Raw genomic sequence first — 25,224 nt, forward strand, 5'->3', positions numbered from 1 at the left:
GCCCATTAATTGAACTTTCATAGAGCAAGATGAAGAAAATCACTTGCTCTAAAACTGATAGCCAATGGGCCCGCCTCTGCGCGCCCTTCTTCGGCATCTCTTTGCGAACTTCGACAGCGAGTCTCATTTTGAGACACGGCCTTGTTTTCGCTTTGGCTCTGAGTGAAATCATCTTAAGCTCCCCCGCATTAGCCCAATCAGAAGCCCCGAAATGTGCCCAAGTATTCCAAGAACAAAAGCTCCTGATCACCGACCGCGTGGCTAAAAATCAATTCGTCACCAACCGCCATCTTGAAGACTATGCCCGCGAACTTCACCCTGATTTTAAAAACTCAATCACTAAGCTTTCAGCGAACCAACACTGGGTCGACCTCGGAGCGGGTAAAGCCTTAGCTCAAATTGATTACATCAAATCATTCGACAAAAACACCGATGCCGCTTTTGTATCTGCCGTCGCGTTTAAATTAGACCGCTGGTTCAGCCCCAAATCATACAACGGAAAACTGCAAGTCCACGAAGGCGCTTTCGAGTCGCAACCAACACATACTTGGAAAAAAGCCGACGTCGTGACAGACGTATACGGAGTGCTGTCGTACACAGGAAATCTGTCAGTTTCCCTACAAAAAACCATCGACATGATGAACACTGGCGGAGAGCTGTATTTACTCATGACTCCCTACGGAACATCCGTTCGCAGCGGAGAAACCAATATTCCATTCTTCGATTTTGTAAAATCAATTCCAGGCTTAAAGATAGAGGGCACAGCCTCTCAAGTGAAAATCACCAAGACAGCAGAGACAGTCATCATCCCACCTCTGCAATTAGTTAGATACAAAGACGAAGCACCACCGCTTCGCCTTTTCCAATTAAACTTTAAAGAGAATTAAAGAAATCCCACATAACATCGTTCGCTGAAATAGCCTCTGACGGAGAACCACCCATCAAGCCAGCTCGAGGCTTAGTACCACCCGGCCATGAATGTTTACCCTTATCAGTCACACAAAGCTGCACAGAACTAGCTTTACATTTATAGCGCTCACAATAAGCCCCAGATTTCTCCAAAACCTTTGCAGGCTTTGCCTCACAAGACTCCAACCCCACCCACTTTTCAACAGTCTTAGGCACAGACACAAACTCAGTCACCTGAGACTTATCTTTAAAGGCCTTCTCCCCAGCTCCACCATTGAACTGAACATGGTCATCGTCTTTCGCATGAATATGCAAAACAGAAATAGGATTCTTAGGCTGACACTCTTTCGTATTATCCGTCCCCGCAACCGCAGCAATACCCTTAAAAATATCCGAAGCCTCACAAGCCAAACGATAGGACATCATCCCCCCATTCGACATACCAGCCGCGAAAACTTTTTGCTTATCAACATTCAACTGCGCAGAAACTTTCTTAAAAACCTCGCGAATGAACCCAACATCATCCACATTCAGATCACGCCCTTTGCCACAACAATTCCCCGCATTCCAAGTAGCAAGCTTCCCCGACTTAAACTGCGAAGACCCATTAGGAAAAACCGCAATAAACCCCTGCGCTTCAGATTTAGAAATCTGCTTATAGTATTTGTCAGTGGCCTGAATCTCCATGTCACCACCACCACCATGCAAAACAAAAAGCAAAGGCATAGCCACCGAAGACTTATAAGAAGCAGGCACATGAACCTTATAAAACCGCTCCATCCCCCCAAAAGAAAAAGAAAACGTATAATCCCCCGCCTTCTCAATCTTCACCGAAGAATCCCCCGTCACCACAGGCGCCGGCTTAGCCGCCTGCTTCTCAATAATCCGCTCTTTCATCTTATCGCGAAAATACCCGGCACGAGCACTTCCACCCCAAAACCCAAAAACCAACGCCAACAAAAAAATAATTTTCTTCTTCATCCCCACATCCTACAAACCCACCAACCAGCGATCAAGGCTTCCAAGCCCCAGCGAGTGGCGCGCAGCCAGACACGGAGGCCCCCTGGGATTTTCGCGACCTCCGCCGGCGCAGGATGCGCGAACCGCCAAAGGCGGCGGCGGCCTGAGGGCACGATGCCCGAGTCGCGAAAAACCCAGGGGGACTTCGAGGCTGGCGGAGAGACGCTCGCTGGGGCTTGGAAGCCTTGCGTCGCGGCGAGCCAAACCCGTCGGTCTTGACAAAGATTGATCCCCCCGAAATTATTAAAGATAATGACAACTAGCTCCTAGGATTGGTGCGAATTGTATTTGGGGGGAACATCAATGGAAAAAATCAGCTGGATTAAAGAACTTGTGAAAGCTGAACAACAGATGGAAGAGTCCGGACTTATTGATATGAGTTTTGGCTTCGATGCTGACAAGATTCTTGTAGGCGAAACGATCCAGTTTCTGTTGGCTCTAAAAACTGAATTTGTAGATTCATCTTCAGCATTTAACGAACTTAAGCCTTCCGCTTTAGGCCGTATCAAAATTTACGGTATCGCTAAAACTCACGCAGACTTTATGTTGTTCCGTAACGGCTTTAAAATGATCTTCTCATTAAAAGGTCCGGGACAAATCAGCGTTCGTTTTAACTTTATCGGTACAAACTATATCCCTACTCCAGGCGCTGCTGATGCTCAGGCAACAACAACGAATGTAATGGATGAGCATATCGTTGAAGCAAAATGGGGCGCCTTCGGTGAATTGGTTTGGACTTACCAAAACCAACCAGTGAAGTTGGAATACATGGTTCGCCATTATCTAACTTTGTTCATCAAAGAGAGTTCAAAATAAAGATTCTAAAAAGGGAGCCACAAGCTCCCTTTTTTTTTCGTCCTTGTCCGAACAGCGGGAAGCCTTCCCCGTTCTATCTAATTCTAAAATAGTTCCAACCTTGCAGAGCCTCCCCGCGGAGGTTCATATGAATTCAAAAAAACTAATTAAAAATAAAAAAGGCCAAGGCTTGATCGAGTATCTGATCATCGTGGCTATCGTTGCCGTCGGCAGTATCGCCGTGATCAAAGTCGTCGGCGCCAACATCGACGTGCAATTCGCCAATGTCGCTAAAGCCCTGGGTGGCGAGTCCGGCAAGATCGCCGCAAAAGAAGTCACCGATGGCATGTACAAAAAACGTGATTTCGGAAACTTCTTTGAAGACGCCGTAAATGACAAATCCAGCAAATCTAAAAAATAAGACAGGACAAGGACTGCTTGAAACAGTTCTTATTCTTCCGGTCGCGATTGCCTTCATCTGTTTACTTCTTTTCGTGAGCTATCGCGCACTTCTCTATTTCTATGTCGATCACACCCTACATGAAGCGATGATTTGCACGGATGCAAATTCTCGCAGCCATTGCTCCAGGAACTTTGAAAAGAAAGTCTCAAAAATCGTCCTAAAAAAAGAACAAGTCAGAATCGAGCTCTACAGCAATGGATTCAGCGGTCGGCAACTTAAAGGAAAGATCTCCGTCATCGGATGGAAATATCCCATCTCCATAACCAAGGTCATGAACTTTCCGTTGAAGGGAGATCGTTAAATGAATAACCGTGGCTTTGCCCTCGCCATCATGATTCCACTCTTGCCCGTGCTTTTAGGAATGGCCTTCGCAGGTTACGGCGTCCTATCGCTGATTCAAATCGAGCAGCGTTTTCTGTTCACCTGCCGGAGTGACGGAATCTTAGGCCAAGAAAAAGCCGGTAAACAAATCGACGCCCTTCTTAAGTTAAATGCTAAAGCCACCCAACTTAAAATCCAAAAGACTGCCGCCAAACTAAAAGTTCTCGCAACAATGGGAACCCCGGCAAACTTTGCTGCCGTAAAACGATTGCAGAGTATCCAAAGCCAACAACAGACTTTAGATACCAAGCAAAAACAAATCATCTCCGAGGGAAATCGCCATCTGCAAGAAGCGCAAATCACCACGAGCAGAAACATCAGAAAAATGGCCGGCGATTTGAAACTCTACAATTCTCTTTTCAAAGCCCAATATCAAACTCAAGGTGGAGCCACTCCCCGTTTGGCCGTGATTCCGGACTCCACGGACATCGCTCCGACCTACCGAACTGCTCCCGACATCGAGGAACGACAATCCTTGGTGCAAAAATGGCAATACCGCCTCTCCGTGCAAGATCATCTGCACTCATTCACCGCAGGCAGCTTCAAGTTTGAAAAATCTTGCTCTGTTTCAGTGACCGAAAGGAATCACTCATGGGTTCCAAAAATTCTAAGGGACAAATTTTAATCGAGACCTGCATTTTTATGTTCTTCGTACTTTTCGTCTTCTGCATTGGCTTTGCGAAATTCAAAGAACAACAAAATTCCGGGCGCAATTATAAGCAGAGGGGAAACGTTTATGAAAATATTAAACAAAGAAATCAACGCCACCAATTTTCTCGAGATGTCGCTCGTTAAAAAAATACTGGCTCTGAAATTCGAATACAAACTTCTCATGGCTGGATTTGTGGTTCTGGGATGTATTTCGTATTTCAACAGTAACGCCAAACCAGTACCCGCCCCCACGGCCGAAGAATTACCTCCAGAATCGGTAGACACATTTATTCCGCAGGGCTTGGTACTAATTCCTTTGGAGCTTTCTAACTCGGAATCCTTGGCTTCGATTATCGGCAACATGGGCGGAGTCGTCGATCTTTACCTAACCTCCCAAGAGGGGCGTAAAGGTGGCTATCTTGTCGCCTCACGAGTGAAACTTGTTCGAGCTCCCCGCAATCCCGATCAATTCGCTGTTTTGGTTAAAGAATCCGAAGGCCAAAAAATTCTGAAGCAGAATGGTCCCTTCGTAGCCGTTGTCCAAAACCCTGAAGTCCGCGGAAGCAAAGTTGTGCAAGAACGAAAAAACTCCGTGCAGATTGAATACGCGAACTAGGAAATATTATGAAACAATTGGTTTTAATTCTGATGAACACACTTTGTGCGTTGTCTGCGGCACAAGCCTCCATCATCATTCAGTCCCCTGGAAGCGATCGAAACGCGTTTGAAACTTTCCTTAAGGAAAATCCGTCAGCCATCTCCTATAGTCAGTATCTGCGCCAGCATTCCGAATCAAACCCTTCTCAAGAAGAATCCCTTTATGCCTTAGCGGAAAAACTTGATTCCCCTTCAAATGAAATTGTTCTGCGTCTGATGAACATTCCTGATCGCCTTAGCAGCACTTCAATTAATTACATCTATGATCTGACGAATAAACTTTTAGAACGAAAAGACTTAAGCAAAAATCAGGATTTGATTCGCCTCAACTGCAAAGTGCGTGGGCTTCTTTCCGTACCTTTCGATAATTGCGGCACAACAAGCTTAGATTTTACTGCAATGAAAAAACAATGGCCCTTTGCGCAGGGGCTTTTACTTGAGTCGGTGGCCTATTCGTTCACTACTTCCGCACTTGTACAAATATCCAAAGACGCGGTTTATAGCTTTACGTTGTACTCGGACTCTCACAAAGCCATCGAATTCAAAGGGACTTACTCGCAATTCATGCAGCAGCACTTCGTGGGTGAACCCTTAGTGGACGGCAGCTGTTCAGGGTTTTCATCGAACATCGATGACTTCACGGTGCAAAGTTCTGGAGCTATTTTCTTTAAACGCGATTGCATCAAAGCCTTCCAAGATGCAGGGAAATCAAGATCACTCGCGGAGTGGGCTCAAGATAACAAAGCCTGGTTGATTCCTGTGGGAATTTTATTGGTAGGCGGAGCCGCTTACGGTTTGAAAGATAAAAAAATCGTTATCGACAAGCCTTAGGATTTTAGATCCAAAGGCTTCCCATCAAAGACAACTTCTTCGATTTCATTGCCATTAATAATCGTCCAAGAATCTGTATAAGATGCATCTGGGTGACCATGCACAACACTCAGATCGCCAGTGAATTTCTTGATTCGATCCTTCGGACTTTCCTCGAGTGCTTGGCGATTTGCAAAAAATGACGTCGCCTCGATCGGACTGTCGCAACCAAATGAAATTGGAATCTGTGCGTTCTTAAGTGCTTCCCACGGAAATGCATAGGAATACAAACCGCGTAGCTTTTGTTGCAACCACTTGCGATCACTCAGCCAGTGGCAAGGTTGCATATGACAACGAACATGCAAAGGCTTCATCATTTGAATCGTCTCGTTACGCAGAACTTGGGCGTGTTCTAAATTCAAACGTCCCACAAATCCTTGTGCAGAAACTTTACGAGCTGACTTCACCATTTGGTGGGCAGCTTCATCACCGATAGTATGAACTGAAACTTCAAGGCCCGCCGCCCAAGTCAGTTTCATCAGTTCTTCGGCGTCTTCCAATGACCACAATGTTTTACCGAAGTTATTACCCTCACCGTTATAGGGACGAGACAATAATGCGGTTTCAGATCCCAGGGACCCATCATAGAAAAATTTAATTCCCTTAGCACGCAACAGGCGACTTGGCGTTTTACGTGCCACCAGAACAGAGGCAATCGCCTTGTCTAACTGATTCAGCTCATGAACGGTGTAGTTTTCTTCGATCGCTAGGGTTAACTCCCCAGCCTCTTCCATCTCTACCAAAAGATTCCATAATGAATCTGTGCACGACATATCACGGATATGAGTGAAGCCCGCGCGATTGTACAGCTTGCACGCTGCCAGAATTTGCTGACGCTGTTGTGCTTTCGCGAACGGCGGAATTCTTTCGAAACTTTGCAGATGATCTTTTTCTGAAAGTAGTCCTGAATCCGATTGCAGTCCCAACTTTTTCAACGCTGCTGAATTCACCCAAGCAGTGTGCCCATCAGCGCGACATAGATAGACTGGATAGTTTGGAAAGATCTCATCAAGTTGTTGCTTAGTCGGAAGCTTCTTATCCGCCCATTTATTTTCATCCCAGCCAAACCCAACAAGCCAACCACCACGAAACGCGGTTTTATCCTGCAAGGACACATAACGAACGGCTTCGGCACTTGGTAGATCAAATAGCATAAGGCCCGTCGCAAATTCGCCGGTCGCTAAAAAGTGAGTATGACTGTCATAAAGACGTGGGATCTTTAAATGCATAAGGCCCTCTGTTTTATCAGAGGGCCTTACATTTATTAAGTTAAATTTTAAAATCTAAATTAGCGACCTGTGCCGACGCCAACTCCCGTCGTCCCTGTTGGAACTGGGATTGTACCTGGAACAGTTACGCCTCCACCAATTGGAGTTGTAGCTGTGTTACCGCCACCAGTGATAACGCCGCTCGGAAGAACTGTACCACCACCGTAAGAGCCGAAGTAACCATTATTATAGTAGCCCGAAGATCCAGAACCACCAATGTAACCTGGGCTACCCGAGTACGCGCCAGATTGGATGTAATAAAGTCTTTGTTGCAAGCTCATGATCTCTTGAACAACGCTTGCAGAGGCTTGCTGACGTTGCATTTGCGATTGCATGTAAGCTTGTTGTTGAGCCATTTGCGCTTGGTATTGTTGCATCTGCATTTGCATCATCTGTTGTTGCATTTGCATCATGCCCATATCACCCGCGTAACCACTCGACATCGCACCCATGTAAGAACCGTAAGTTCCCATCATGCCCATGCCGCCTGGATAAGCGCCCATCATACCGCTCATGCCCATACCACCTGGATATGAACCCATCATACCCATGCCGACGCCACCAACCATAGAACCTGGATAAGCCATGCCACCTGGGTAAGAACCCATCATGCCCATGCCCGGATATGATCCCATCATACCCATGCCCATTCCCATGCTGCCTGGGTACGCGCCCATCATTCCGTAACCGCCCGGATAAGCACCCATCATACCGCTCATGCCCATGCCACCTGGATATGAACCCATCATACCCATACCACTCACAAGAGCACCCATCATGCCGCCCGGGTAAGAACCCATCATACCACCTGGGTATGCGCCCATCATGTTACCCATGTAAGTTCCCATATAGGCACCCATCATGCCCATACCATTCATACCAAGACCTGGATAACCCATGCCCATCGGACCAGACATACCCCAAGGGCCCATGCCGCCTGGATACATACCGCCACCCATCATCGGGTTCATCATAGACATCGCATAAGGGTTACCCCACATGCCCGTACCGTTCGCACCAGCATACGGACCATACATTCCGTAAGGACCACCATTTTGACCGCTGCAACCGAAACCACCAGCACCGACACCGCCACCGATAGCACCGTAAACACCTGAACCACCACCCAACGCTTGAGTCAAACCTGTCGCGAAGTATGGGAAGCCGTAGCCCCATGATGGATAAGGATTCGAAGGATAACCAAGGTTGGCGTTGTTTTCGACAACCATTTTATTTTGCTGGTAACCAAGATATGTACCAAGAACACCCATACCGACATTGGCAACTACGCTCGCCCAGTCAGTTTGTGGTTTTTGATATGTATAACCATTTCCTGAAGTCGCACAACCTGGACAGATGCCACCTTCAGTAGCTTCTTGTTGCGCTTCTCTGCGTGCATCGATCGCTGCTTGTCTTGCGTCTTTCAAGTCATCGCTTTTATATTCAATCGCACGTTTCAAGCCTTCGATTTCATCACGAAGCTTACTGGCTTTTTGAGTCGAAGTTTTATAAGACGTTAGAGCTTTTTTACATCTGTCAGAGTTACCTGGTTTGTGATCTGTCGTTTGGTAAACACGAGAAATACAAACTTGTGGATTGATCGTACCTCTTTGACGGCGATCACACACAGGGTTTACACCTTGGCTCCAAGCTTCCAAAGAGAATGGCTCTGGAGAATCAAGTTGTCCACTTTCAGGATTTTCGTTGCTAGAAACTTCACTGCCGTCTTCTGTAGAACCGCCAGTGCCTTGATATTCGTTACATGAACGAACGTTATCCATGTGATTGTAAAGAACAGAGGAGTACGGATCAGCGATAACATCATCGATGTCACGCTTAGCACGCTTCAATTCTGTTTCCATTCTTTTAAGCTCGCTCTTTTTCTGAGCTTGCTCTTTTTTCATTTCAGCGATGGTTTGCTTGATGTTTGATACTTCATCATCTTCGCTTGTTGCTGCTTGAGCGCCACCGTAATTATATGGGCACGCTTGCATACCACCGTACATACCGATACCGGCATTACCATATGCAGCTGCATACTGAGCGTTGGCATTCAGTGCAAAACTCAACACAATCATCAGTGGAGTTGCAACGAGAATCCATAATTTCATAATCGATCTCCTGAAATAAAAAACGTATATTCGTTATACTAATCGTCAGGATAGCGGAGAGACTTGACTCAAAATTAATCAATCCAGACCAATATTGAGGTTTCTAGACCAAGCTCGTCGTCTTCCATGACAACCTAAGTACTTCTTGAAAATACTTTGCACTCGTACTCTTCAAATCCTACACTCCTTTATATGAGCAAGCACACAATTCTTTGTGTTGACGATGAAATAGATAACGTGGAGGCCTTAGAACGGTTGTTTCGAAAGAAATATACTGTACTTAAGGCTACGTCTGGAAAGCAGGCTTTGGAGGTTCTCGACGAACATCCAGGGCAACTAGCTTTGATCATCACCGATCAACGAATGCCTGAAATGACTGGAGTGGAGTTTTTAGAAAAAACTCTGGAATCTCATCCTGAGACAGTTCGTATTCTTTTGACGGGATATACAGATTTAGAATCTGTGATCAGCGCTGTGAATAAAGGTCAGATCTTCCGCTACATCACGAAACCGTGGGACCCTGTTGATCTTTCAAATACTGTCGACCACGCCGTTGAAAGATTTACGATTGGTCAGGAATTAAAAGTTAAGAACGATGAATTGGCAAAAGCACTCGAGGAATTAAAAAGTCTCGACGTTGCAAAATCTAATTTCATGATCTTGATCAATCATGAATTGAAAACACCGCTCACTTCGATTCTAAGCTTCTCTGCTCTTCTCAGCGAATCTTCACTTGCTGATGAAGACAAACTTATGGTGAATCGCATTTCCCGCAGCGCTGAAAGACTGAAAAGTCTGGTGGATGATGTTCTGTTGGTTGTTCGTGCCGAAACAAATCAGCTTAAGATCGATGTACAGAATGTTTCTTTCTCTGAATTTGATGAGCTTCCGAAAGAAGTATCTCACTTGCTGAACCAAAAACATCTGACAGTGAACAACAGCATCAATCCTGCCGGCGTTAAAGCTGACGTGCGCTTGGTAAAACAAATCATGCAAAGATTAATTCACAATGCTGCTAAGTTTGGTCAAGACGGCAGTCAAATCGAAGTCCACGTTCAACCCGAAGGTGGCTTAATGCGCTTTTCTGTTTCCAACAGAGGCCCGCACCTTTCCCCACGTGTTGTGGATAAAATCATGAAGCCTTTCTACATCGATGAAGATGTCATGCATCACTCCACGGGCACAGGCTTGGGACTGACGATTTGTCAGGCCATTCTTAAAGCTCACCAATCGCAGCTACAATTCAAAAACACAGACCAAGGCGTCCTCGTGTTCTTTGAACTTCCGCTCGCTTAATCCGTAAATGTCCGAACCTCGCCAAGGCAGTAAAACCTGTACTGGCGAGGATTCCGCATTAAGCTTGCTTCGATTAAAAGCATGAAGACACTCCTCATTCTTTTATGCTTATTCCTTCCTTTTCAAATTCACGCAGCAACTAAAGAGATCAACATCTCTTTGGGAGAAAGCACTCACCTGCCCTTACGTGCAAAATCATCCGTATGGATTCAAGACCGCGCGATCCTTAAGGCAGACTCCACCGGAGGTCGCTTAACACTGAAGGGAGCTCAAGAGGGAATGACCACCGTCCGTATCGATCAGAATCTTTACCGCATTCAAGTGATCCATCCTGAAAAACGCGCGCAGTTTGCGAATCTAAAAAAGAGCATCAGTAAAATCATTGGTCTTTCCATCGAGGTCGGTGAAGGAGACTTAATTATCACGGGTCGTTTGTATCGCATGAGCGATTGGATTCGCTTGGCCGAGCTTGTCGATGCCAGTGGTATTTCCTATCAGATGCGCGCAAGCTTATCTGCTTCGCTTCAATCTGAAAGCCAGCAATACTTTTCAACGCTCTTTAGTAAAGCACGCATCCCGCCACAAACAGTTATCTTTCTGCCATCGGCAGAAGTACGTGTATCCGGAAACGATTTGATCCTCGCAAAGTATAAGAAACTTCTGCGCCCATATGGAATCGCTATCATCAAAGATCAAACGAGCTTAGAAATTGCTCCGACTGTGAAAGTCCAGATCACCGTCGCCGAGCTTAGAAGATCTAATGCAGTCAACTTTGGAATTCGCTGGCCAGAGGCCTACAACGCTAGTATTTTGCCTGACGGAAATGTCGCTTTTGCCGAAAACCCTTTCTCAATTCATGCTTTCGAGCAAAAAGGATTCGGAAAAATCCTAGCGAGCCCTAACATCATCTGCCGTAGCGGCAGCGAAGCCGAATTCCTGGCTGGTGGCGAATTCCCAATTAAGATTATGAATTACAAAATCCAAGACATCGTGTGGAAGCGCTATGGGATTTTACTGAGAGTAAAACCCAAGGCCGATTCCACAGGTCGCATCAGCCTTTCGATCGAAACAGAAGTTTCAACACTCGATAATGGCCGCGCTGTGGATGGCATTCCGGGCATCCTCACCAATCGAGTATCTAGCCACTTTGATCTGACTCGCCCGCAAACGATCGCCCTATCCGGATTACTACAGAACGAAGAAGGGCGAGGCTCAAATGGACTGCCCATGCTTTCACGAATCCCAATATTGGGCGCTCTATTTGCCAGCAAAGACTACAAGGAAAACCGTTCAGAGCTGGTGATTTTTGTTCGCCCCTCGATCATGACTGAAGGTGATGATAATGATTCCTCCCCACAACACGTCGGCGACATTCGCAGGAACTTATGACCACTGAATTAAAAACCATCTATTCTGAACTACAAACAAAGATTCAAAGTCTTCCTTTAAATGAACTCCTACTCTCCCCTGACGAAGAAACCCAATTACGATCTCAGAAAATTGATCAACTGATTAAAAACGAAACCAGCAAGATGTCTTCGGAGGTCGCGCAACGAATTCAAAATGAGTTCTATTCTTGGGGACCCCTTTGCCGTTTGATGGATGATCAAGATATTTCAGAGATCTTAGTCAACGGCCCCGAAACCATTTGGTTTGAAAAAGGTGGTCGTCTGCATGAATACCAAGATGCCTTTCTATCAGAAATCAGTTTCAAAAATTGCATCGAACGAATTTCTCAAGCAGCCAAATGCTTTATCACGGTCGAGCATCCTTCAGCAGATAGCAGCTTTGGAGATTTTCGTTTAAGTCTGATTGGCAGTGACTTGACTCAGTCACACACTCACCTGTCACTGCGCCGCCATCCCAAGAACCCTTGGACATTTGCAAAACTTCATTCTGCGAATTGGTGTGATAACAATGCTGTCCGGTTTTTCTCAGAGCTCATGGGATCGCGTAAAAACTTTTTGGTTGTGGGCTCGACCGGATCAGGGAAGACATCAGTGCTTAATTCCATGTTGAATCTGCTGCCTGCGCACGAACGTGTCGTAGTTATTGAAGACACCTCCGAAATTTCACTTTCCAACAAAGCCAGCATGAAACTTTTAACCAGAGAAGATCCGCAGGGACTGCTGCCAAATATCGATCAAACACAATTGGTGAAAAGATCTTTGCGTTTAAGACCCGACCGTTTGGTTATGGGAGAAGTTCGTGGAGCTGAAGCGAAGGATTTTTTGATGGCGTTAGCCACAGGACATGCGGGAAGCTTTGGAACACTTCATGCGCAAGATGCAAATCAGGCATTGATCCGCCTAGAAATGCTGATTCAAATGGGAGCTCCCCAATGGAGTTTGACGGCCATTCGTCGTCTGATTCAACTCTCGCTCGACTACATCCTCGTGGTCGACCGAGAGCCATCAGGTTTAAGATATTTTAAAGGGGCTTATCGACTTTGCTCCCTGGAAGATCATGGCTTCCTGGTTGAGCCGGTCGACTTGACTGAGACGGGAAGAATTCTTCCGCATTCTTAGTATTCTGGAAAGCTTCCTCAGAGCGAGTCACTTCAGAATTTTCACGAGCAATGGATTTTGGATTTGTGAAGAACGCTTTGTTCAAATCCTCGATCACTTTCTTTTTGCTCATCTCAGGCGTTTTATAAGAAATTGGAGCTTCCGGTTCAGGCATTTGACCTGACTGGCGCATTTCTTCCAATTGCTTACTCAACTGAACTCTGTCACCCAAAGAATTCTTTCCTTGCATACGACCGAATTCAGGAGCTCCCGGGCGAGCCGCTAAAGACGACGACGTATCGATCATCTTAGTTCGAGCACTTGCCGGTAGAATGCCGCTGATTTTTTCCATTCCACACCTCCGTGTGTGTTTAAGAAAAACCATCCATGGTTTCCCTTACACTTCGTATCGGAATAAGACGTCTCAGCTTGAGACCCGGGCCGTGATTCTGGACCTAGGTCATATGATATGTTTCGGGAGTTAAGAAAGAGGGTAGAAATTCCAAGGACTTGCGGGATGCCCCAAGAGACGCTCGCAGATTGTTTTCATCTGAGGATCCTCACTGCCCGACCAGAATGTACGACCGATCAGAAAGCTCTGTGCGAAATCCATCCACGAATCAAACTTGCCATCTGCAATGGGAGCCATCTTTAAAATCTCGGCCCAGGCTTCATTGTCGTCAATGTAACCTGCCACAAAACCCAAGCGGGCCAAATGAACAAAACGAGCTGCATCCCACGCCAAGATCCCTGGCTCTCTTAAGAACTTATGGGTTCTTTGAAACCATTGTGCGAGTTTTTTATAATCCTCAGTCGTTAACTCAACCGGTTGGTCTTCGGTAAAATCAAAAGAAAAGACCTGTTTGAATTTTTCCAAGGTGTGGCCATCCAGATCTCCTTCAGCAGGAACAATCCCACGCAGGACATTGAATTTCACGCGGTGACCTTGTTGACGAATGTCTTCGAGGTTTTTCAAAACATCTTCGCGAGATTTAACTCCCCAAAAATCCTGAAGAATCTCAATACAGTCGGCTTTGATTTCTTCACCCCAGTTCAAATCCAGGCGAAAGAAATACTCCCCCACCTCATCTAAAACTTGGTCTTTGATGTCCTCTGCCAACTCTTTGCCATCCACAAGGTCAGAACCAATAATTTCATACAAATCATCCAGAAGATGATTTTCCTCAATGAATACGGCACCCATGCACATCATGTTTTTTTCTAAGGTTGTTTCTGGCAGAACTCTTTGCATTGGGTCACTCCTAGTGAAGATCTGTCTTTATTCAATTACGTTTCTTTGTCATTTTCAATGTGATAAATAATGAGCATGTTGAAGAAGCTGATCTTGGGCGCAATCGCCCTCTTTTTTATTTTCGTAGGCGCAATGATTATTCTGGTCGGTTATACGATCTATAATCCCAACTCTGTCTTTACGGCCTTTAGTTCCGTTACCAAACACTTTACCAGTGGCGTGGACTACAAAGAACAAGAGGAATACTTCCTACAAGGTGTCGACACGATTCATATCGCCAGCAACCGCATGCCGATTCATGTTCGTACCTACAGTGGTTCAACGCTTAAAGTATCTTTAGAAGGAAAAGCACCTCGCTTTGAACATGGTCCTTTTATTTTTCAAAGACCCGCGCAAAGTGGTTTGTTATTAGATCTGCACGAACCTATCGCCTCACAATGGATTCACATGACTGTGAATGGCGAAGAGTACACCGACGAATCTGACTCTAGTTTGGTGGCCGCGGTTTACTTACCAGAGAAATTTGTCGGCACATTAAAAGTACAATCACACAGTGGACCGATTGAGTTCACCGTAGATAAAAATCAGATCTTAGAGTTTGATTTGAAATCGGAGGTTGGAAAAATCGACAACCGCGCGCAAATGAATCCGGGGGCTGCGACCTCTGCGGATCAAGTGACTAAGGTGTTTGTAGTTACCACTTCAGGAAATATCACCGTTACAAACTAAAAGAGCGCCTCTCGGCGCTCTTTCTTTATTCTGACTATGCTTCTTTGTCGCCTTTAGAGCGTTCTGCCAAAGCCTTTTCAGCCAAGGCACTCAAACGAACACCCACCTCTGCCAACTGATCGTTGCTAACGTCACTTGGGCAGTCTGCCATCAAGTCTGTCGCTTTCGCCGTTTTCGGGAATGCGATCACTTCACGGATAGCATCTGTTTCACAAAGTAGCATCACTAAGCGGTCAAGACCCCAAGCGATACCACCGTGTGGAGGAGTTCCGTATTTCAAAGCCTCCAAGAAGAAACCGAATTTGTGTTCAGTCTCTTCTTTGCTCATACCTAGAAGGCGGAACATCGCTTGTTGGATTTCGTTACGATAGATCCGGATAGATCCGCCACCCATTTCGTAACCGTTACAAACAAGGTCATAAGCTTTCGCCAAGATTTTGCCGTAAGCTGCTTCGTTCGTTCCCAACAAGTCATCAAATGATTCGTCCTTAGGAGATGTGAACGGATGGTGACGAGCTACCCAGCGTTTATCATCTGGAGAGTACTCGAGAAGTGGGAAGTCCACGACCCACAAGAACTTGTAAGATTTAGTATCGATCAAGTTCAACTCTTTACCCAAGTGCAAGCGCAATGTCGAAAGAGCCGCACAAGCGATATCGAATTCATCACCCACGATCAATGCACAGTCACCTTTTTGTGCGCCTGTTGCTGCAAAGATCTCTGCCAATTTTTCTGGCGTAAAGAATTTAGAAACCGGAGATGTCATCGTGCCGTCAGCTTCAGATTTGATCCATACCAAACCTTTAGCGCCCGCACGTTTTGCCATGTCTGTCAGTTTATCAAATTGCCCACGAGAGTATGCGCCACCTTTAGGAACCGCGATACCACGAACAATACCGTCACGAGACAAAACATCGTCAAATACTTTGAAACCAGAACCCGTTACGATGGATTTCAAATCTTTGATTTCCATACCGAAGCGAGTATCAGGTTTATCGATACCGTAGCGATCCATTGCATCTTGGTATGTCATACGAGGGATTTCGCCCACATCGATACCTTTGATCTCTTTCCAGATCGTGCGAAGCATTTTTTCATTCATCGCCATGATGTCTTCTTGGTCGATGAAAGACATTTCCATATCGATTTGCGAGAACTCAGGCTGACGGTCCGCACGCAAATCTTCGTCACGGAAGCAACGAGCGATTTGGAAGTAACGGTCATAACCCGCGATCATCAAAAGCTGTTTCAAAGTTTGTGGAGACTGTGGCAACGCATAGAACGTTCCTTGGTTCACACGTGAAGGAACCAAATAGTCACGCGCACCTTCTGGGGTGGATTTATAAAGGATCGGAGTTTCCACTTCCAAGAAGCCGTTGTCTGACAAGAAACGACGAACCACTTGCGCCACTTTATGGCGAGTGATCAAGTGTGATTGCAAACGTTGTGTACGCAAATCCAAGTAACGGTATTTCAAACGCAACATTTCATTCACGTTGTTATCGCCTGCTTGGAATGGAGGAACTGCTGATTCATTCAAGATCTCGCAACGAGTGGCTTCGATCTCAACTTCACCGGTTTTGATTTTTGTATTTTTCATGCCGTCTGGACGCGCACGAACCACACCCTCAACAGCGATAACAAATTCACCACGAAGATTTTTAGAAGCTGCTGTTGCGTCTTTGTTTGGATCCAGAACTACTTGCACGATACCTTCACGGTCGCGCAAATCAATGAACACCAAATTACCGTGATCGCGGCGAACATCAACCCACCCCATCACAACAACTTTTTGTCCAACATTAGCAGCCGTCATCTTGCCGCAATAGTCCGTTCTCTTCAGATCCTTAACAAATTTCATGGATAACCCTTATCTAAAAGGAAAGAATGCCCAGAATCAGCCCAAGCATCCAAAAATACTCCCATTTTTTGAAACGAAGGTCAAAACCCAACGCACCAGTTTAAGCGGGGCCAAAGCCTAGTAAAGCTCGCAGCCATATCCCTTCCCAACTCCCAAAACCAGGCGATATACTCTTCACTGAGCAGTACGTAGAAAGGACCTCAAGATGCCTAAGTTCACGATTGACCACGATTCCTCCCAGTCAGCCCCAGAAGCCTACAAAAAATTAAAAGAATTTTTGGCTAATGACCTTGATATTCGTAAATTCGATCCCAAATTGAAGTGCGATTTCACTGATGGAACGATGAGTTGCAAAATGAACGGGTCTCAGTTCAAAGCTGACGTTAATGTTGCCGCTGCGGGTAATGGCAGTAAGGTGTCAGTAACCGTGGATCTGCCGTTGATGCTGACTCCGTTCAAAGGTAAGGTCCAAGAAACTTTGCAGAGGAAACTCGCTAAGTACTTGGCTTAGTTCTCTAGGCTTAATTTTTAGATAGGTTCGAATGGCAAAAACCAAAGCGACAACAGCAAAGGAAAAAACTGCGGCGGCTCCTAAAAAAGCCAGCCAGAAAAAGCCTGCGCCTAAAAAGGCCGCTGCCAAAGAACCTAAAAAATCCGCCAAAGAAAAAGTCGAACCAAAAAAGGTTGTCGCTGAAATCGTTGAGGATGACTCTTCTGATTCCATGGAACATGCCGAGGCTGACAAAGCCTACGCTGTTCCTTCCCAAGACGAAGCCGAATTTGAAGACATTGATGTCGAGGCTGACAAAGAAGAATCCACGAAGCTTCCTTCAGTGGATTCTTCCAAAGCTCTGACTTCAACCGACCCTCTGGTAATTTATTTAAATGAAATTCGTAAGTACAAAGTTTTAACTAAGGACGAAGAAATCGCCTTAGCTAAAAAGTATTTTGAAACCAAAGATCCCGAGGCCGCACAAGCCTTGGTTAAATCCAATTTGCGTTTCGTGGTCAAAGTAGCGGCGGAGTATTCTAAGTTCGGCGCAAAAATGATCGACCTTATCCAAGAAGGTAACGTCGGCCTGATGCATGCCGTGCGCGAGTTCAATCCCTACAAAGGCGCTCGCCTGATCACTTACGCTGTTTGGTGGATCAAAGGTTATATCCAAGAATACCTGATGCGCCAATATTCGATGGTGCGTATTGGAACGACTCAAAATCAAAGAAAGCTTTTCTATCAATTGCAGAAAGAAAAGAACGCTTTGGATGCGATGGGTGTGGAACCAACTACAGCCCTTATTAGTTCACGCTTAGGAATTCCTGAAGACGAAGTTCGCGATATGGCGATGCGTATGTCAGGCCGAGATGTAAGCTTGGATAAACCTGTGGACGAAGACTCTGGTACGAGCCTGGGTGAAATGCAAAAGAACATCAGCGATCTTCCGATGGACGAGCAACTGGCTCGCCAAGAACAGCTCGATATTCTTAAAAACAAAATCGAAGAAATCCGCCCGGAACTTTCTGATCGTGAAAAAATCATTTTGGATGAGCGTATCTTGAATGATGAGCCTTTGACTCTGCAAGAGATCGGCGAAAAATACGGCATCACTCGCGAAGCCGTTCGCCAAATGGAAGCGCGCTTGATGAAAAAAATCAAAGCGAAGATGGAAGAAGAAGAGCCTTAAAGCTATTCAAACTGCGCTGGCACTTCCGAGCCTCGCACTTCCCCTTCAGGTCTATCCCCATCTATCATCAAAGTCCCACTGGCACGCGGCTTACAATCACGGCTGTGATTTTCAAGCTTCGCTAAATCCCTCATTTTCGTGTACTGAGATTGATCTGGACATGGCAAAATCCCTGGGTCTTTGAAACTGCCTGACATGGGAGTTCGCAGAGCCCTATCCACTTCTGGAGAAGAACTTACCCCATTCACCAGTTCGTCACGTGAAGGCGTTGGCGCCGCTGTGGCGCTGAAGATAAGAACTAAGCCGCAAAATAAAATGATGAAACTAAATATCTTCTTCATACCTTGATGCTACCTCGCACGCAGAAGAAGATCCGTTTGATACCTGTAATGTCAGGACAAAGTGGCCATTTGTTGCCGATAAAAAAGAAAAGGCCCCCGTTTGGGAGCCTTTCAACTAGACTTAAATATTAATTAAATTAAGAAACTTCCAACTCGCCGGCACCGATCGTTGCAGCTAGTTTCGCGCGAAGGCGAGTTACTGCTTGAGCGTGCAATTGAGATACGCGGGATTCAGTCACGCGCAATACTTGACCGATCTCTTTCAAGTTCAAATCTTCGTAGTAATACAAAGAAAGAACCAGGCGTTGTCTTTCGGGAAGCTCTTCGATCGCCGTCGCTACAACTTCTTTGATGTTTTTAACATTCAATTGGTTGAATGGGCTGTTCGTACGAGAACCTTCCAAGATATCCATGATGGATTTCTTGTCTGTGTTACTGAAAGTAGTTGCTTGGTCGATTGGCAACAAGCTCACAGGGCGAACTTGGTTAACCATGTCATGGAATTCATCGATAGAGATGTTAAGTTGTTTTGCAACTTCTTCATCCGTCGCTGTACGACCCAAATCAGCTTCCAATTGAACCATTGTACGATCCAAAAGTTTTGCTTTATCACGGATAGAACGTGGCACCCAGTCTTGAGCACGAAGTTCATCCAGGATAGCACCGCGGATACGGAATTCAGCGTAAGTCTTAAATTTATTATCACGTGTGGAATCGTATTTTTCGATGGCATCCATCAAACCGATTACACCAGCAGAAATCAAGTCATCCAATTCGATGTTAGAGGGAAGTCTAACGGCGATCTTCTGAGCGATAAATTTAATGAGTGGAGCGTATTCTTTAATTAGGTCGTCTTTTTTTGTCGGCGCGAGCTGACGTGGCTCTTCCTTGTACTTCTTCAACAATGCCGCATTTTTCCCCATATTTATCCCTCTTGAAGTCTATGTTAGCAAACAGCCCTGTACGCTGAAAGTCCAATTCTGTGTAAGCCTAGGGATCAGCCTAAGCCACACCCACCACTTGATCCCAGAACATCTGCATTCCGCCATTAGCTTCAATAAGCTTGGAGGATTTTTCGATCTGCGCAGAAATTTGACGAATTGCCTTAGAAGATTCCGCACCCACATCGTGTCTCACAATGAGACGCTGCATTTGAGTTGCTTTTCTTAAAACCGCATCGTTTGGAACTGAGCCCCAGTAATCAAGACCAACGTACAGGAAGCGATTCACTACATCGTTGAAGCGCTTGTACAAGCTGATTCCCTCTTCCTCGTCACGCACTTGATTGCAGACGATAGAAAAGTGATTCACTTTATATTGTTTATTCAAAACTTTAATCAAAGCATAGGCATCTGCGAAGCTCGATGGATCCGGCGTGATAACCACACTGACAGATTGAGCTGCAGAATTTAGGAACAATACGTTCTCGGCGATACCCGGAGCCGTATCAATCAACAGATAGTCAAAGCCCATTGGCAAAGAGCTCACCGCTTCAACCATCGCACGTCTTTCAAAGTGGTTCAGATTGTTGAACTCAACAACACCGCTGCCACCCGGAATCAAAAACACATCTTTGGAAACTTCCATCAAGATGTCTTTCATCTCTTTACGACCCGCAAGGATATCGTGGATGCTACCTTGGGTTCTTGCACCAAACATGATATCCACGTTGGCCATGCCCAAGTCGCCGTCCAAGATCAAAACTTTTTTGCCCTTTTGTGCCAAGCTCAAAGCCAGATTGGCAACCAAAGTCGTTTTACCAACACCACCCTTTCCAGAAGTGATGCTGATTGTTCTAGTGCGATATAGATCGAAAGTATTCAGACGACTCATACTGCTTCAGAATCCTGTTGTTTAAATTTTGTAATTTTAAAGATCAAATCCAACAAACGCTCTTTAGTTGCGAATTCAAAGTCTTCAGGAACGCGCGAACCAATACCGAAAGAGTGAAGTGGAATATCAAAGCGCTTCATAAAATTATAGATAGTACCGTGCTGAGTAGATTCATCCAACGCAGTGAAAACCACGTCTTTATAACCTAGCACAGAGTAACGACGACCCAACTCGATCGCATCAGCGTCTTTTGTATTCGTCGACATCGTTAAATGGATATTTGCATTCAATGCTTGTGGCGGCAAAAGACTGCGCAGCAAATTGATCTCTTCGCTGTTTTTTAGGCTCAAGCCTGCAAAGTCTACCAACACGCAATCGACATTCGCCAAATAGCGCATCAAGTTCTGCCAGTCATTCTGAGAACGAATCACAGAGAACGGGACATTCAAAATTTGTGCATAGATCTTCATTTGATCCGCAGCGCCCACTTTGAAAGTATCCGTCGTAAAGATCGCTACTTTCTTGCGCTCACGAACGACCATGTGACTGGCCATTTTGATCAACGCAGAAGTTTTGCCACTGCCCGCAGGTCCCACGAAGCAGTGAATTTTTCCAGCTGTTGGGTTTTGAGCAATTTTAATAGCATCCAAAACATGGCGAGCAACGAATGCTTCAGCCAAAGCTTTGTTTTTCAATTTCAATGCAGGCAAAGACTCTTGAGTTTGCGTCAGGATATCCGCCGCGATTTCTGGAGCCATACCTGAGCGAGTCAGTTTTTCAAAAATAGAGCTTAGATCGTAAGAGATCCCATAATCAGCACCTGGATGCGCACCCACGAATGACTGCGGCATTTGTTGAAACTGTGTGATCACTTGCTTCAAACTTGCGATTTCGTTTCGTAAAGCAGCCACTTCCGGTGACTCAGTTGCCGCTCTTACTGGCGCAGGGGCCGGAGCAGCAGCTCTTACTGGAGCAGCTGCCTTTTTCGGAGCAAAGTTTTGCTCTTGTTCTTGGAAAGCATGAAGAGCACGTTGAGCCGCGTTCTTAACTCTTTCCTCAGACATTTTTTGTTGGCGTGCATATTCGTTTTCATCCTCGATGTCGATATAACGACGCTGCGTGATTTGCGCAGGAGGTTGATTTTTTTGCACATGCTTTTCCACCATCTTGTGGATTAGTTCTTTTTGTTGGCGTGCTGTGCTTGCCGCGAATCTTTCGCGATCTTGCTCACGCAGCTTAGACTCTGCAAATCTTTTCTTTTGCAAAGTCTCCTCAGAAACGGCGGCAGTGATTTCAACACTCCCCTCACCGACCAAGCCAAAGCTTTTATTGTTGTCGCGGGCAGAGAGGATAATGGCATCGGGACCCAATTGGGTCTTCACCATCTCCAGAGCTTCCTTCATAGTACGTGCTTCAAATTTCTTAACCTGCATGGCTCATCTCCACAAGTGCAACAGACTGAACATCCGCATCAGAAGTCAGCTCGTTATGCGAAAGCACAACCAACTGAGGGATAAATCTAGATGTCAGTTTATAAATATGACGACGAGAAGTTGGGCTCGTCAGCAGGATCGGCTGACTTGCTACTTCTGGATGGTTCTCAACTGCACGCGCGATCTCATTGATCAGGCGGTGAGCTGTATTTGGATCCATCACCAATTGAACGCCTTGCTCAGTTTGTAGCAAAGAGTTCGCGATAAGTTCTTCGATAACAGGATGCAAAGTCATAACTGGGATATTACCTTGCTCTGTTGTGTATTTTGCTGTGATACCGCGAGCGAGTGCTTTACGCACAGACTCTGTTAACACCTCAACGTCTTTAGTACGTGGAGCATCGTCTGCCAATGTTTCAAAGATCGTAAGCAAGTTACGGATTGAAACTTGCTCTTTAAGAAGACCCTGCATAACACGAACCACAGAACCCAATGACATAAGATCTGGGATAAGCTCTTCCACCACTTTCGGGTGAGATTTTTTGAAGTTTTCGATCAACGAAGCCGCTTCTTGACGACCCAACAATTCATGGGCATGAGCACGAACGATTTCCGTCAAGTGAGTAGCCATAACTGTTGGCAAGTCGACAACTGTGTAACCAGCCATCTCTGCATCTTCTTTACGATTCGGAGAAATCCAAAGAGCATCCAAGCCAAACGCTGGTTCTTTAGTTTTAATACCGTCGATATTTTCAGAAACGTTACCTGGATCCATGGCAAGCATAGATTCAGGACGAAGAGTACCACCACCGACTCTATTGCCTTTGATCATCACGCGGTATTCACCCGGAGCCAATTGCAAGTTGTCGCGGATATGGATACTTGGCACCACGATCCCCAGATCCAAAGCAAACTGCTTACGGATACTGACGATACGCTCAAGCAAGTCACCCGACTGATCAGATTCAACAATACTGATAAGACCGTAACCAACTTCCAACTCGACCATGTCGACTGGAAGCATGCTTTCGATGTTTTCTTTCTTGGGAGCGATAGCTTGAGTTTCCAAAGCTTTCTTTTCGTTCGCCGCAGTTTCTGCTTTGAACTTTGTAATAACCCAAGAAGTTCCGCACAACAAACCACCCATGAACAAGAATGGAATTGTTGGAAGACCCGGTACGATACCCATAAGGATCAATACACCACCGGAAATCATCACGGCACGTGGGTTGACCAAAAGTTGGCTCGTAACCTCAGAACCCATGTCTTTATCAGAATTTGAAGTACGAGTTACAATTGTACCGGCAGCAGTTGAGATGATCAGGGCTGGAATCTGCGCAAGCAAACCGTCACCGATCGTCAACATCGTGTAGTACTTAGCAGCCGTGCCAACATCCAAACCTTTTTGGATAACACCGATCGCCAAACCACCCAAGATATTGATCAAAGTAATGATGATACCGGCGATAGCGTCACCACGTACGAACTTAGAGGCACCGTCCATCGCTCCGTAAAAGTCCGCTTCTTGTTCGATCTGACGACGACGTTTACGAGCTTCAGCTTCAGTGATGTGACCGGCATTCAACTCCGCATCGATCGACATCTGCTTACCAGGCATCGCATCCAAGGTGAAACGTGCAGCGACTTCGGCTACGCGCCCAGAACCCTTAGTGATTACCATGAAGTTGATGACGATAAGGATCGCAAACATGATAAACCCGATGACATAGTTACCACCGACAACGAAATTCGCGAAAGACGCGATAACGTCACCGGCTGCCTTTTCACCTTCATGTCCGTGAGTCAGAATCAAACGAGTTGTCGCTACGTTCAGCGCCAAACGGAATAACGTCGTCATCAACAACAGCGATGGAAACGACGTGAAATCAAGAGCTCTTTGCGTATAAATACTTACTAGCAAGATCAAGATACTGATCGCTAGGGAGAACGTAAGAGAGATATCCAGCATCATCGGCGGCAATGGAATAATCATTACCGCTAGGATCGCCAGGATACCAAACGCCATAAAAAGATCCGTATTCTTGGTAATCTTATCGAATCTTTTTAAAAATTGAAAAACTTCTTCCATTATCTTTTCTTCCTACGTAAGCGATAAACATATGAAAGCACTTCAGCCACCGCGACAAATAGATCCCTAGGAATCACTTGTCCGATCTTCATGGTTTTAAAGATCGTGCGGGCCAATGGTTTATTCTCAACGATTGGAATATTATGCTCTCTTGCGAGGGCTTTAATATTCTCTGCAATGTGATCCGCACCCATCGCCACCACTTGAGGAGCTGGTAAGTTGTCTGAATACTTCAGAACAACCGCGATATGCGTCGGATTCGTGATCACAACGTCAGCCGTTGGGACATCTGCCATCATTCGTTTCGAGGCCATTTCCCTTTGGATACGACGAATGCGCGATTTGATCATAGGATCACCCTCGCGCTGCTTGTGCTCTTCTTTCACTTCTTGTTTCGTCATCATCATTTTCTTTTCAAGGTCCCAACGTTGATAGAAGTAGTCAGCTCCAGCAAGAACCAACATCACTCCACCAACACCGCCCAAAAGCTTAGCGACGATAGCGCCAATGTAAGTGCAGATTTGTTCAATCGAGAAACTCATCATGTATGGAATCTGATGAACTTCCCCACGTAACAAGAAATACAAAACCAAACCGATTGCGCCCATTTTAAGAATACCCTTAAGGGCTTCTACAACAGCACGAAGACTGAAAACACGCTTCATACCCTCAACAGGATTCAGCTTGTTTGGATCTGGTGTCATTGCTTCTTCGACTTGCAAGAAACCAACTTGCACAACCGTTGCAGCAACACCCAACAAACCAGCAATACCCATTACTGGCGCAATCAAAATCAATGTCTTCTCTCCGTTCATACGAAGAGCTTCTGTGAAGTTCCCGGTGCGAATGGTTGTAACCATGTCCGGTCCGAAGGAATAAAGGAAAAGGTCATAGAAATTTTTAAAGAAGAAACGACCCAAAGCATAAACACCGCCAGCAGCTGCCAACAACAAAACTGCTGTTGCCAACTCCTTCGATTGAGCGACATTTCCTTTTTTGCGAAACTCTTCCCGTCTGGCGTCCGTTGCCTCTTCGGTTTTTTCGCTATCGTTTTCTCCCGACACTTAGTTCCTTCC

25 protein-coding genes are annotated in these 25,224 nt (G+C 45.7%); 13 read left to right on the forward strand and 12 right to left on the reverse strand.

The window, feature by feature from the left end; translation table 11 throughout:
- The first annotated feature begins 29 nt into the window (after window positions 1-29).
- Window positions 30-887: a hypothetical protein gene (locus tag ACLVWP_RS16125; protein ID WP_413558677.1), complete on the forward strand. Its 858-nt coding sequence runs from the start codon at window positions 30-32 to the stop codon at window positions 885-887.
- Here the strand turns inward: ACLVWP_RS16125 and ACLVWP_RS16130 are convergent.
- Window positions 874-1,890, reverse strand: a complete 1,017-nt coding sequence (locus ACLVWP_RS16130; protein ID WP_413558678.1) for an alpha/beta hydrolase family esterase — start codon at window positions 1,888-1,890, stop codon at window positions 874-876. The genes ACLVWP_RS16125 and ACLVWP_RS16130 overlap by 14 nt on opposite strands.
- A 342-nt stretch (window positions 1,891-2,232) precedes the next feature.
- Here ACLVWP_RS16130 and ACLVWP_RS16135 point away from each other — a divergent pair, with 342 nt between their 5' ends.
- From ACLVWP_RS16135 to ACLVWP_RS16160, 6 genes are all read left to right on the forward strand, one after another.
- A complete protein-coding gene (locus ACLVWP_RS16135; protein WP_413558679.1) occupies window positions 2,233-2,745 on the forward strand; it encodes a hypothetical protein in 513 nt (170 codons plus the stop codon).
- A 127-nt stretch (window positions 2,746-2,872) separates the two neighbouring features.
- Window positions 2,873-3,145 carry a Flp family type IVb pilin gene (locus ACLVWP_RS16140; protein ID WP_413558680.1) on the forward strand — a complete coding sequence of 91 codons (273 nt, stop codon included), beginning with the start codon at window positions 2,873-2,875 and terminating at the stop codon, window positions 3,143-3,145.
- On the forward strand, window positions 3,117-3,488 hold the full coding sequence (locus ACLVWP_RS16145) for a hypothetical protein (protein ID WP_413558681.1): 372 nt from the start codon (window positions 3,117-3,119) through the stop codon (window positions 3,486-3,488). The genes ACLVWP_RS16140 and ACLVWP_RS16145 overlap by 29 nt, the downstream gene beginning before the upstream one ends.
- Window positions 3,489-4,193, forward strand: coding sequence for a hypothetical protein (locus ACLVWP_RS16150; RefSeq protein WP_413558682.1), 705 nt, complete (start codon window positions 3,489-3,491; stop codon window positions 4,191-4,193).
- 111 nt (window positions 4,194-4,304) lie between these two features.
- On the forward strand, window positions 4,305-4,835 hold the full coding sequence (locus ACLVWP_RS16155; protein WP_413558683.1) for a hypothetical protein: 531 nt from the start codon (window positions 4,305-4,307) through the stop codon (window positions 4,833-4,835).
- An 8-nt stretch (window positions 4,836-4,843) separates the two neighbouring features.
- On the forward strand, window positions 4,844-5,707 hold the full coding sequence (locus ACLVWP_RS16160; protein ID WP_413558684.1) for a hypothetical protein: 864 nt from the start codon (window positions 4,844-4,846) through the stop codon (window positions 5,705-5,707).
- On the opposite strand, the gene ACLVWP_RS16165 is transcribed toward ACLVWP_RS16160, so the two are convergent.
- Both ACLVWP_RS16165 and ACLVWP_RS16170 read right to left on the reverse strand, forming a co-directional pair.
- A complete protein-coding gene (locus ACLVWP_RS16165) occupies window positions 5,704-6,975 on the reverse strand; it encodes an amidohydrolase (protein WP_413558685.1) in 1,272 nt (423 codons plus the stop codon). The genes ACLVWP_RS16160 and ACLVWP_RS16165 overlap by 4 nt on opposite strands.
- Before the next feature lie 59 nt (window positions 6,976-7,034).
- A complete protein-coding gene (locus tag ACLVWP_RS16170; protein ID WP_413558686.1) occupies window positions 7,035-9,125 on the reverse strand; it encodes a hypothetical protein in 2,091 nt (696 codons plus the stop codon).
- A gap of 192 nt (window positions 9,126-9,317) precedes the next feature.
- Here ACLVWP_RS16170 and ACLVWP_RS16175 point away from each other — a divergent pair, with 192 nt between their 5' ends.
- The 3 genes from ACLVWP_RS16175 (at window position 9,318) to ACLVWP_RS16185 (ending at window position 12,949) form a co-directional block, all read left to right on the forward strand.
- Complete coding sequence (locus ACLVWP_RS16175; RefSeq protein WP_413558687.1) at window positions 9,318-10,421, forward strand: response regulator; 1,104 nt, start codon at window positions 9,318-9,320, stop codon at window positions 10,419-10,421.
- Window positions 10,422-10,502: 81 nt separating this feature from the next.
- A complete protein-coding gene (locus tag ACLVWP_RS16180; protein ID WP_413558688.1) occupies window positions 10,503-11,810 on the forward strand; it encodes a pilus assembly protein in 1,308 nt (435 codons plus the stop codon).
- On the forward strand, window positions 11,807-12,949 hold the full coding sequence (locus ACLVWP_RS16185; RefSeq protein ID WP_413558689.1) for a CpaF family protein: 1,143 nt from the start codon (window positions 11,807-11,809) through the stop codon (window positions 12,947-12,949). The genes ACLVWP_RS16180 and ACLVWP_RS16185 overlap by 4 nt, the downstream gene beginning before the upstream one ends.
- On the opposite strand, the gene ACLVWP_RS16190 is transcribed toward ACLVWP_RS16185, so the two are convergent.
- Both ACLVWP_RS16190 and ACLVWP_RS16195 read right to left on the reverse strand, forming a co-directional pair.
- Window positions 12,852-13,280 carry a hypothetical protein gene (locus tag ACLVWP_RS16190; protein ID WP_413558690.1) on the reverse strand — a complete coding sequence of 143 codons (429 nt, stop codon included), beginning with the start codon at window positions 13,278-13,280 and terminating at the stop codon, window positions 12,852-12,854. The two genes, ACLVWP_RS16185 and ACLVWP_RS16190, sit on opposite strands and share 98 nt — an antisense overlap.
- A 129-nt stretch (window positions 13,281-13,409) precedes the next feature.
- Entirely contained in the window at window positions 13,410-14,180 is a 771-nt protein-coding gene (locus ACLVWP_RS16195; RefSeq protein WP_413558691.1) for a DUF1266 domain-containing protein, read from the reverse strand.
- Between the two features lie 75 nt (window positions 14,181-14,255).
- Between ACLVWP_RS16195 and ACLVWP_RS16200 the strand changes: the two genes are divergently transcribed.
- Window positions 14,256-14,909: a hypothetical protein gene (locus ACLVWP_RS16200; protein ID WP_413558692.1), complete on the forward strand. Its 654-nt coding sequence runs from the start codon at window positions 14,256-14,258 to the stop codon at window positions 14,907-14,909.
- 34 nt (window positions 14,910-14,943) lie between these two features.
- Here the strand turns inward: ACLVWP_RS16200 and aspS are convergent, their stop codons facing one another.
- Window positions 14,944-16,770 (reverse strand): aspartate--tRNA ligase, encoded by a 1,827-nt coding sequence (gene aspS, locus ACLVWP_RS16205; protein WP_413558693.1) that lies wholly within the window; start codon window positions 16,768-16,770, stop codon window positions 14,944-14,946.
- Between the two features lie 205 nt (window positions 16,771-16,975).
- Here aspS and ACLVWP_RS16210 point away from each other — a divergent pair, with 205 nt between their 5' ends.
- Together ACLVWP_RS16210 and ACLVWP_RS16215 are read left to right on the forward strand one after the other, a co-directional pair.
- Entirely contained in the window at window positions 16,976-17,281 is a 306-nt protein-coding gene (locus tag ACLVWP_RS16210) for a polyhydroxyalkanoic acid system family protein (RefSeq protein WP_413558694.1), read from the forward strand.
- Between the two features lie 31 nt (window positions 17,282-17,312).
- Window positions 17,313-18,452: an RNA polymerase factor sigma-32 gene (locus ACLVWP_RS16215; RefSeq protein ID WP_413558695.1), complete on the forward strand. Its 1,140-nt coding sequence runs from the start codon at window positions 17,313-17,315 to the stop codon at window positions 18,450-18,452.
- 2 nt (window positions 18,453-18,454) lie between these two features.
- Here ACLVWP_RS16215 and ACLVWP_RS16220 read toward each other — a convergent pair whose 3' ends face one another.
- From ACLVWP_RS16220 to flhB, 6 genes are all read right to left on the reverse strand, one after another.
- On the reverse strand, window positions 18,455-18,793 hold the full coding sequence (locus ACLVWP_RS16220; RefSeq protein WP_413558696.1) for a hypothetical protein: 339 nt from the start codon (window positions 18,791-18,793) through the stop codon (window positions 18,455-18,457).
- Between the two features lie 137 nt (window positions 18,794-18,930).
- Window positions 18,931-19,716 carry a FliA/WhiG family RNA polymerase sigma factor gene (locus ACLVWP_RS16225; protein WP_413558698.1) on the reverse strand — a complete coding sequence of 262 codons (786 nt, stop codon included), beginning with the start codon at window positions 19,714-19,716 and terminating at the stop codon, window positions 18,931-18,933.
- Between the two features lie 79 nt (window positions 19,717-19,795).
- Entirely contained in the window at window positions 19,796-20,626 is an 831-nt protein-coding gene (locus ACLVWP_RS16230) for a MinD/ParA family protein (RefSeq protein ID WP_413558699.1), read from the reverse strand.
- Window positions 20,623-22,059 (reverse strand): flagellar biosynthesis protein FlhF, encoded by a 1,437-nt coding sequence (gene flhF / locus ACLVWP_RS16235; RefSeq protein ID WP_413558700.1) that lies wholly within the window; start codon window positions 22,057-22,059, stop codon window positions 20,623-20,625. The genes ACLVWP_RS16230 and flhF overlap by 4 nt, the downstream gene beginning before the upstream one ends.
- Window positions 22,049-24,148, reverse strand: coding sequence for a flagellar biosynthesis protein FlhA (gene flhA, locus ACLVWP_RS16240; RefSeq protein WP_413558701.1), 2,100 nt, complete (start codon window positions 24,146-24,148; stop codon window positions 22,049-22,051). The genes flhF and flhA overlap by 11 nt, the downstream gene beginning before the upstream one ends.
- Window positions 24,148-25,212, reverse strand: coding sequence for a flagellar biosynthesis protein FlhB (flhB, locus tag ACLVWP_RS16245; protein ID WP_413558702.1), 1,065 nt, complete (start codon window positions 25,210-25,212; stop codon window positions 24,148-24,150). Before flhB ends, flhA begins: the two co-directional genes overlap by 1 nt.
- Window positions 25,213-25,224: the final 12 nt, after the last annotated feature.

The organism is Bdellovibrio sp. HCB209 (assembly GCF_047306065.1).
In the GTDB taxonomy this organism is placed as follows: Bacteria; Bdellovibrionota; Bdellovibrionia; order Bdellovibrionales; family Bdellovibrionaceae; genus Bdellovibrio.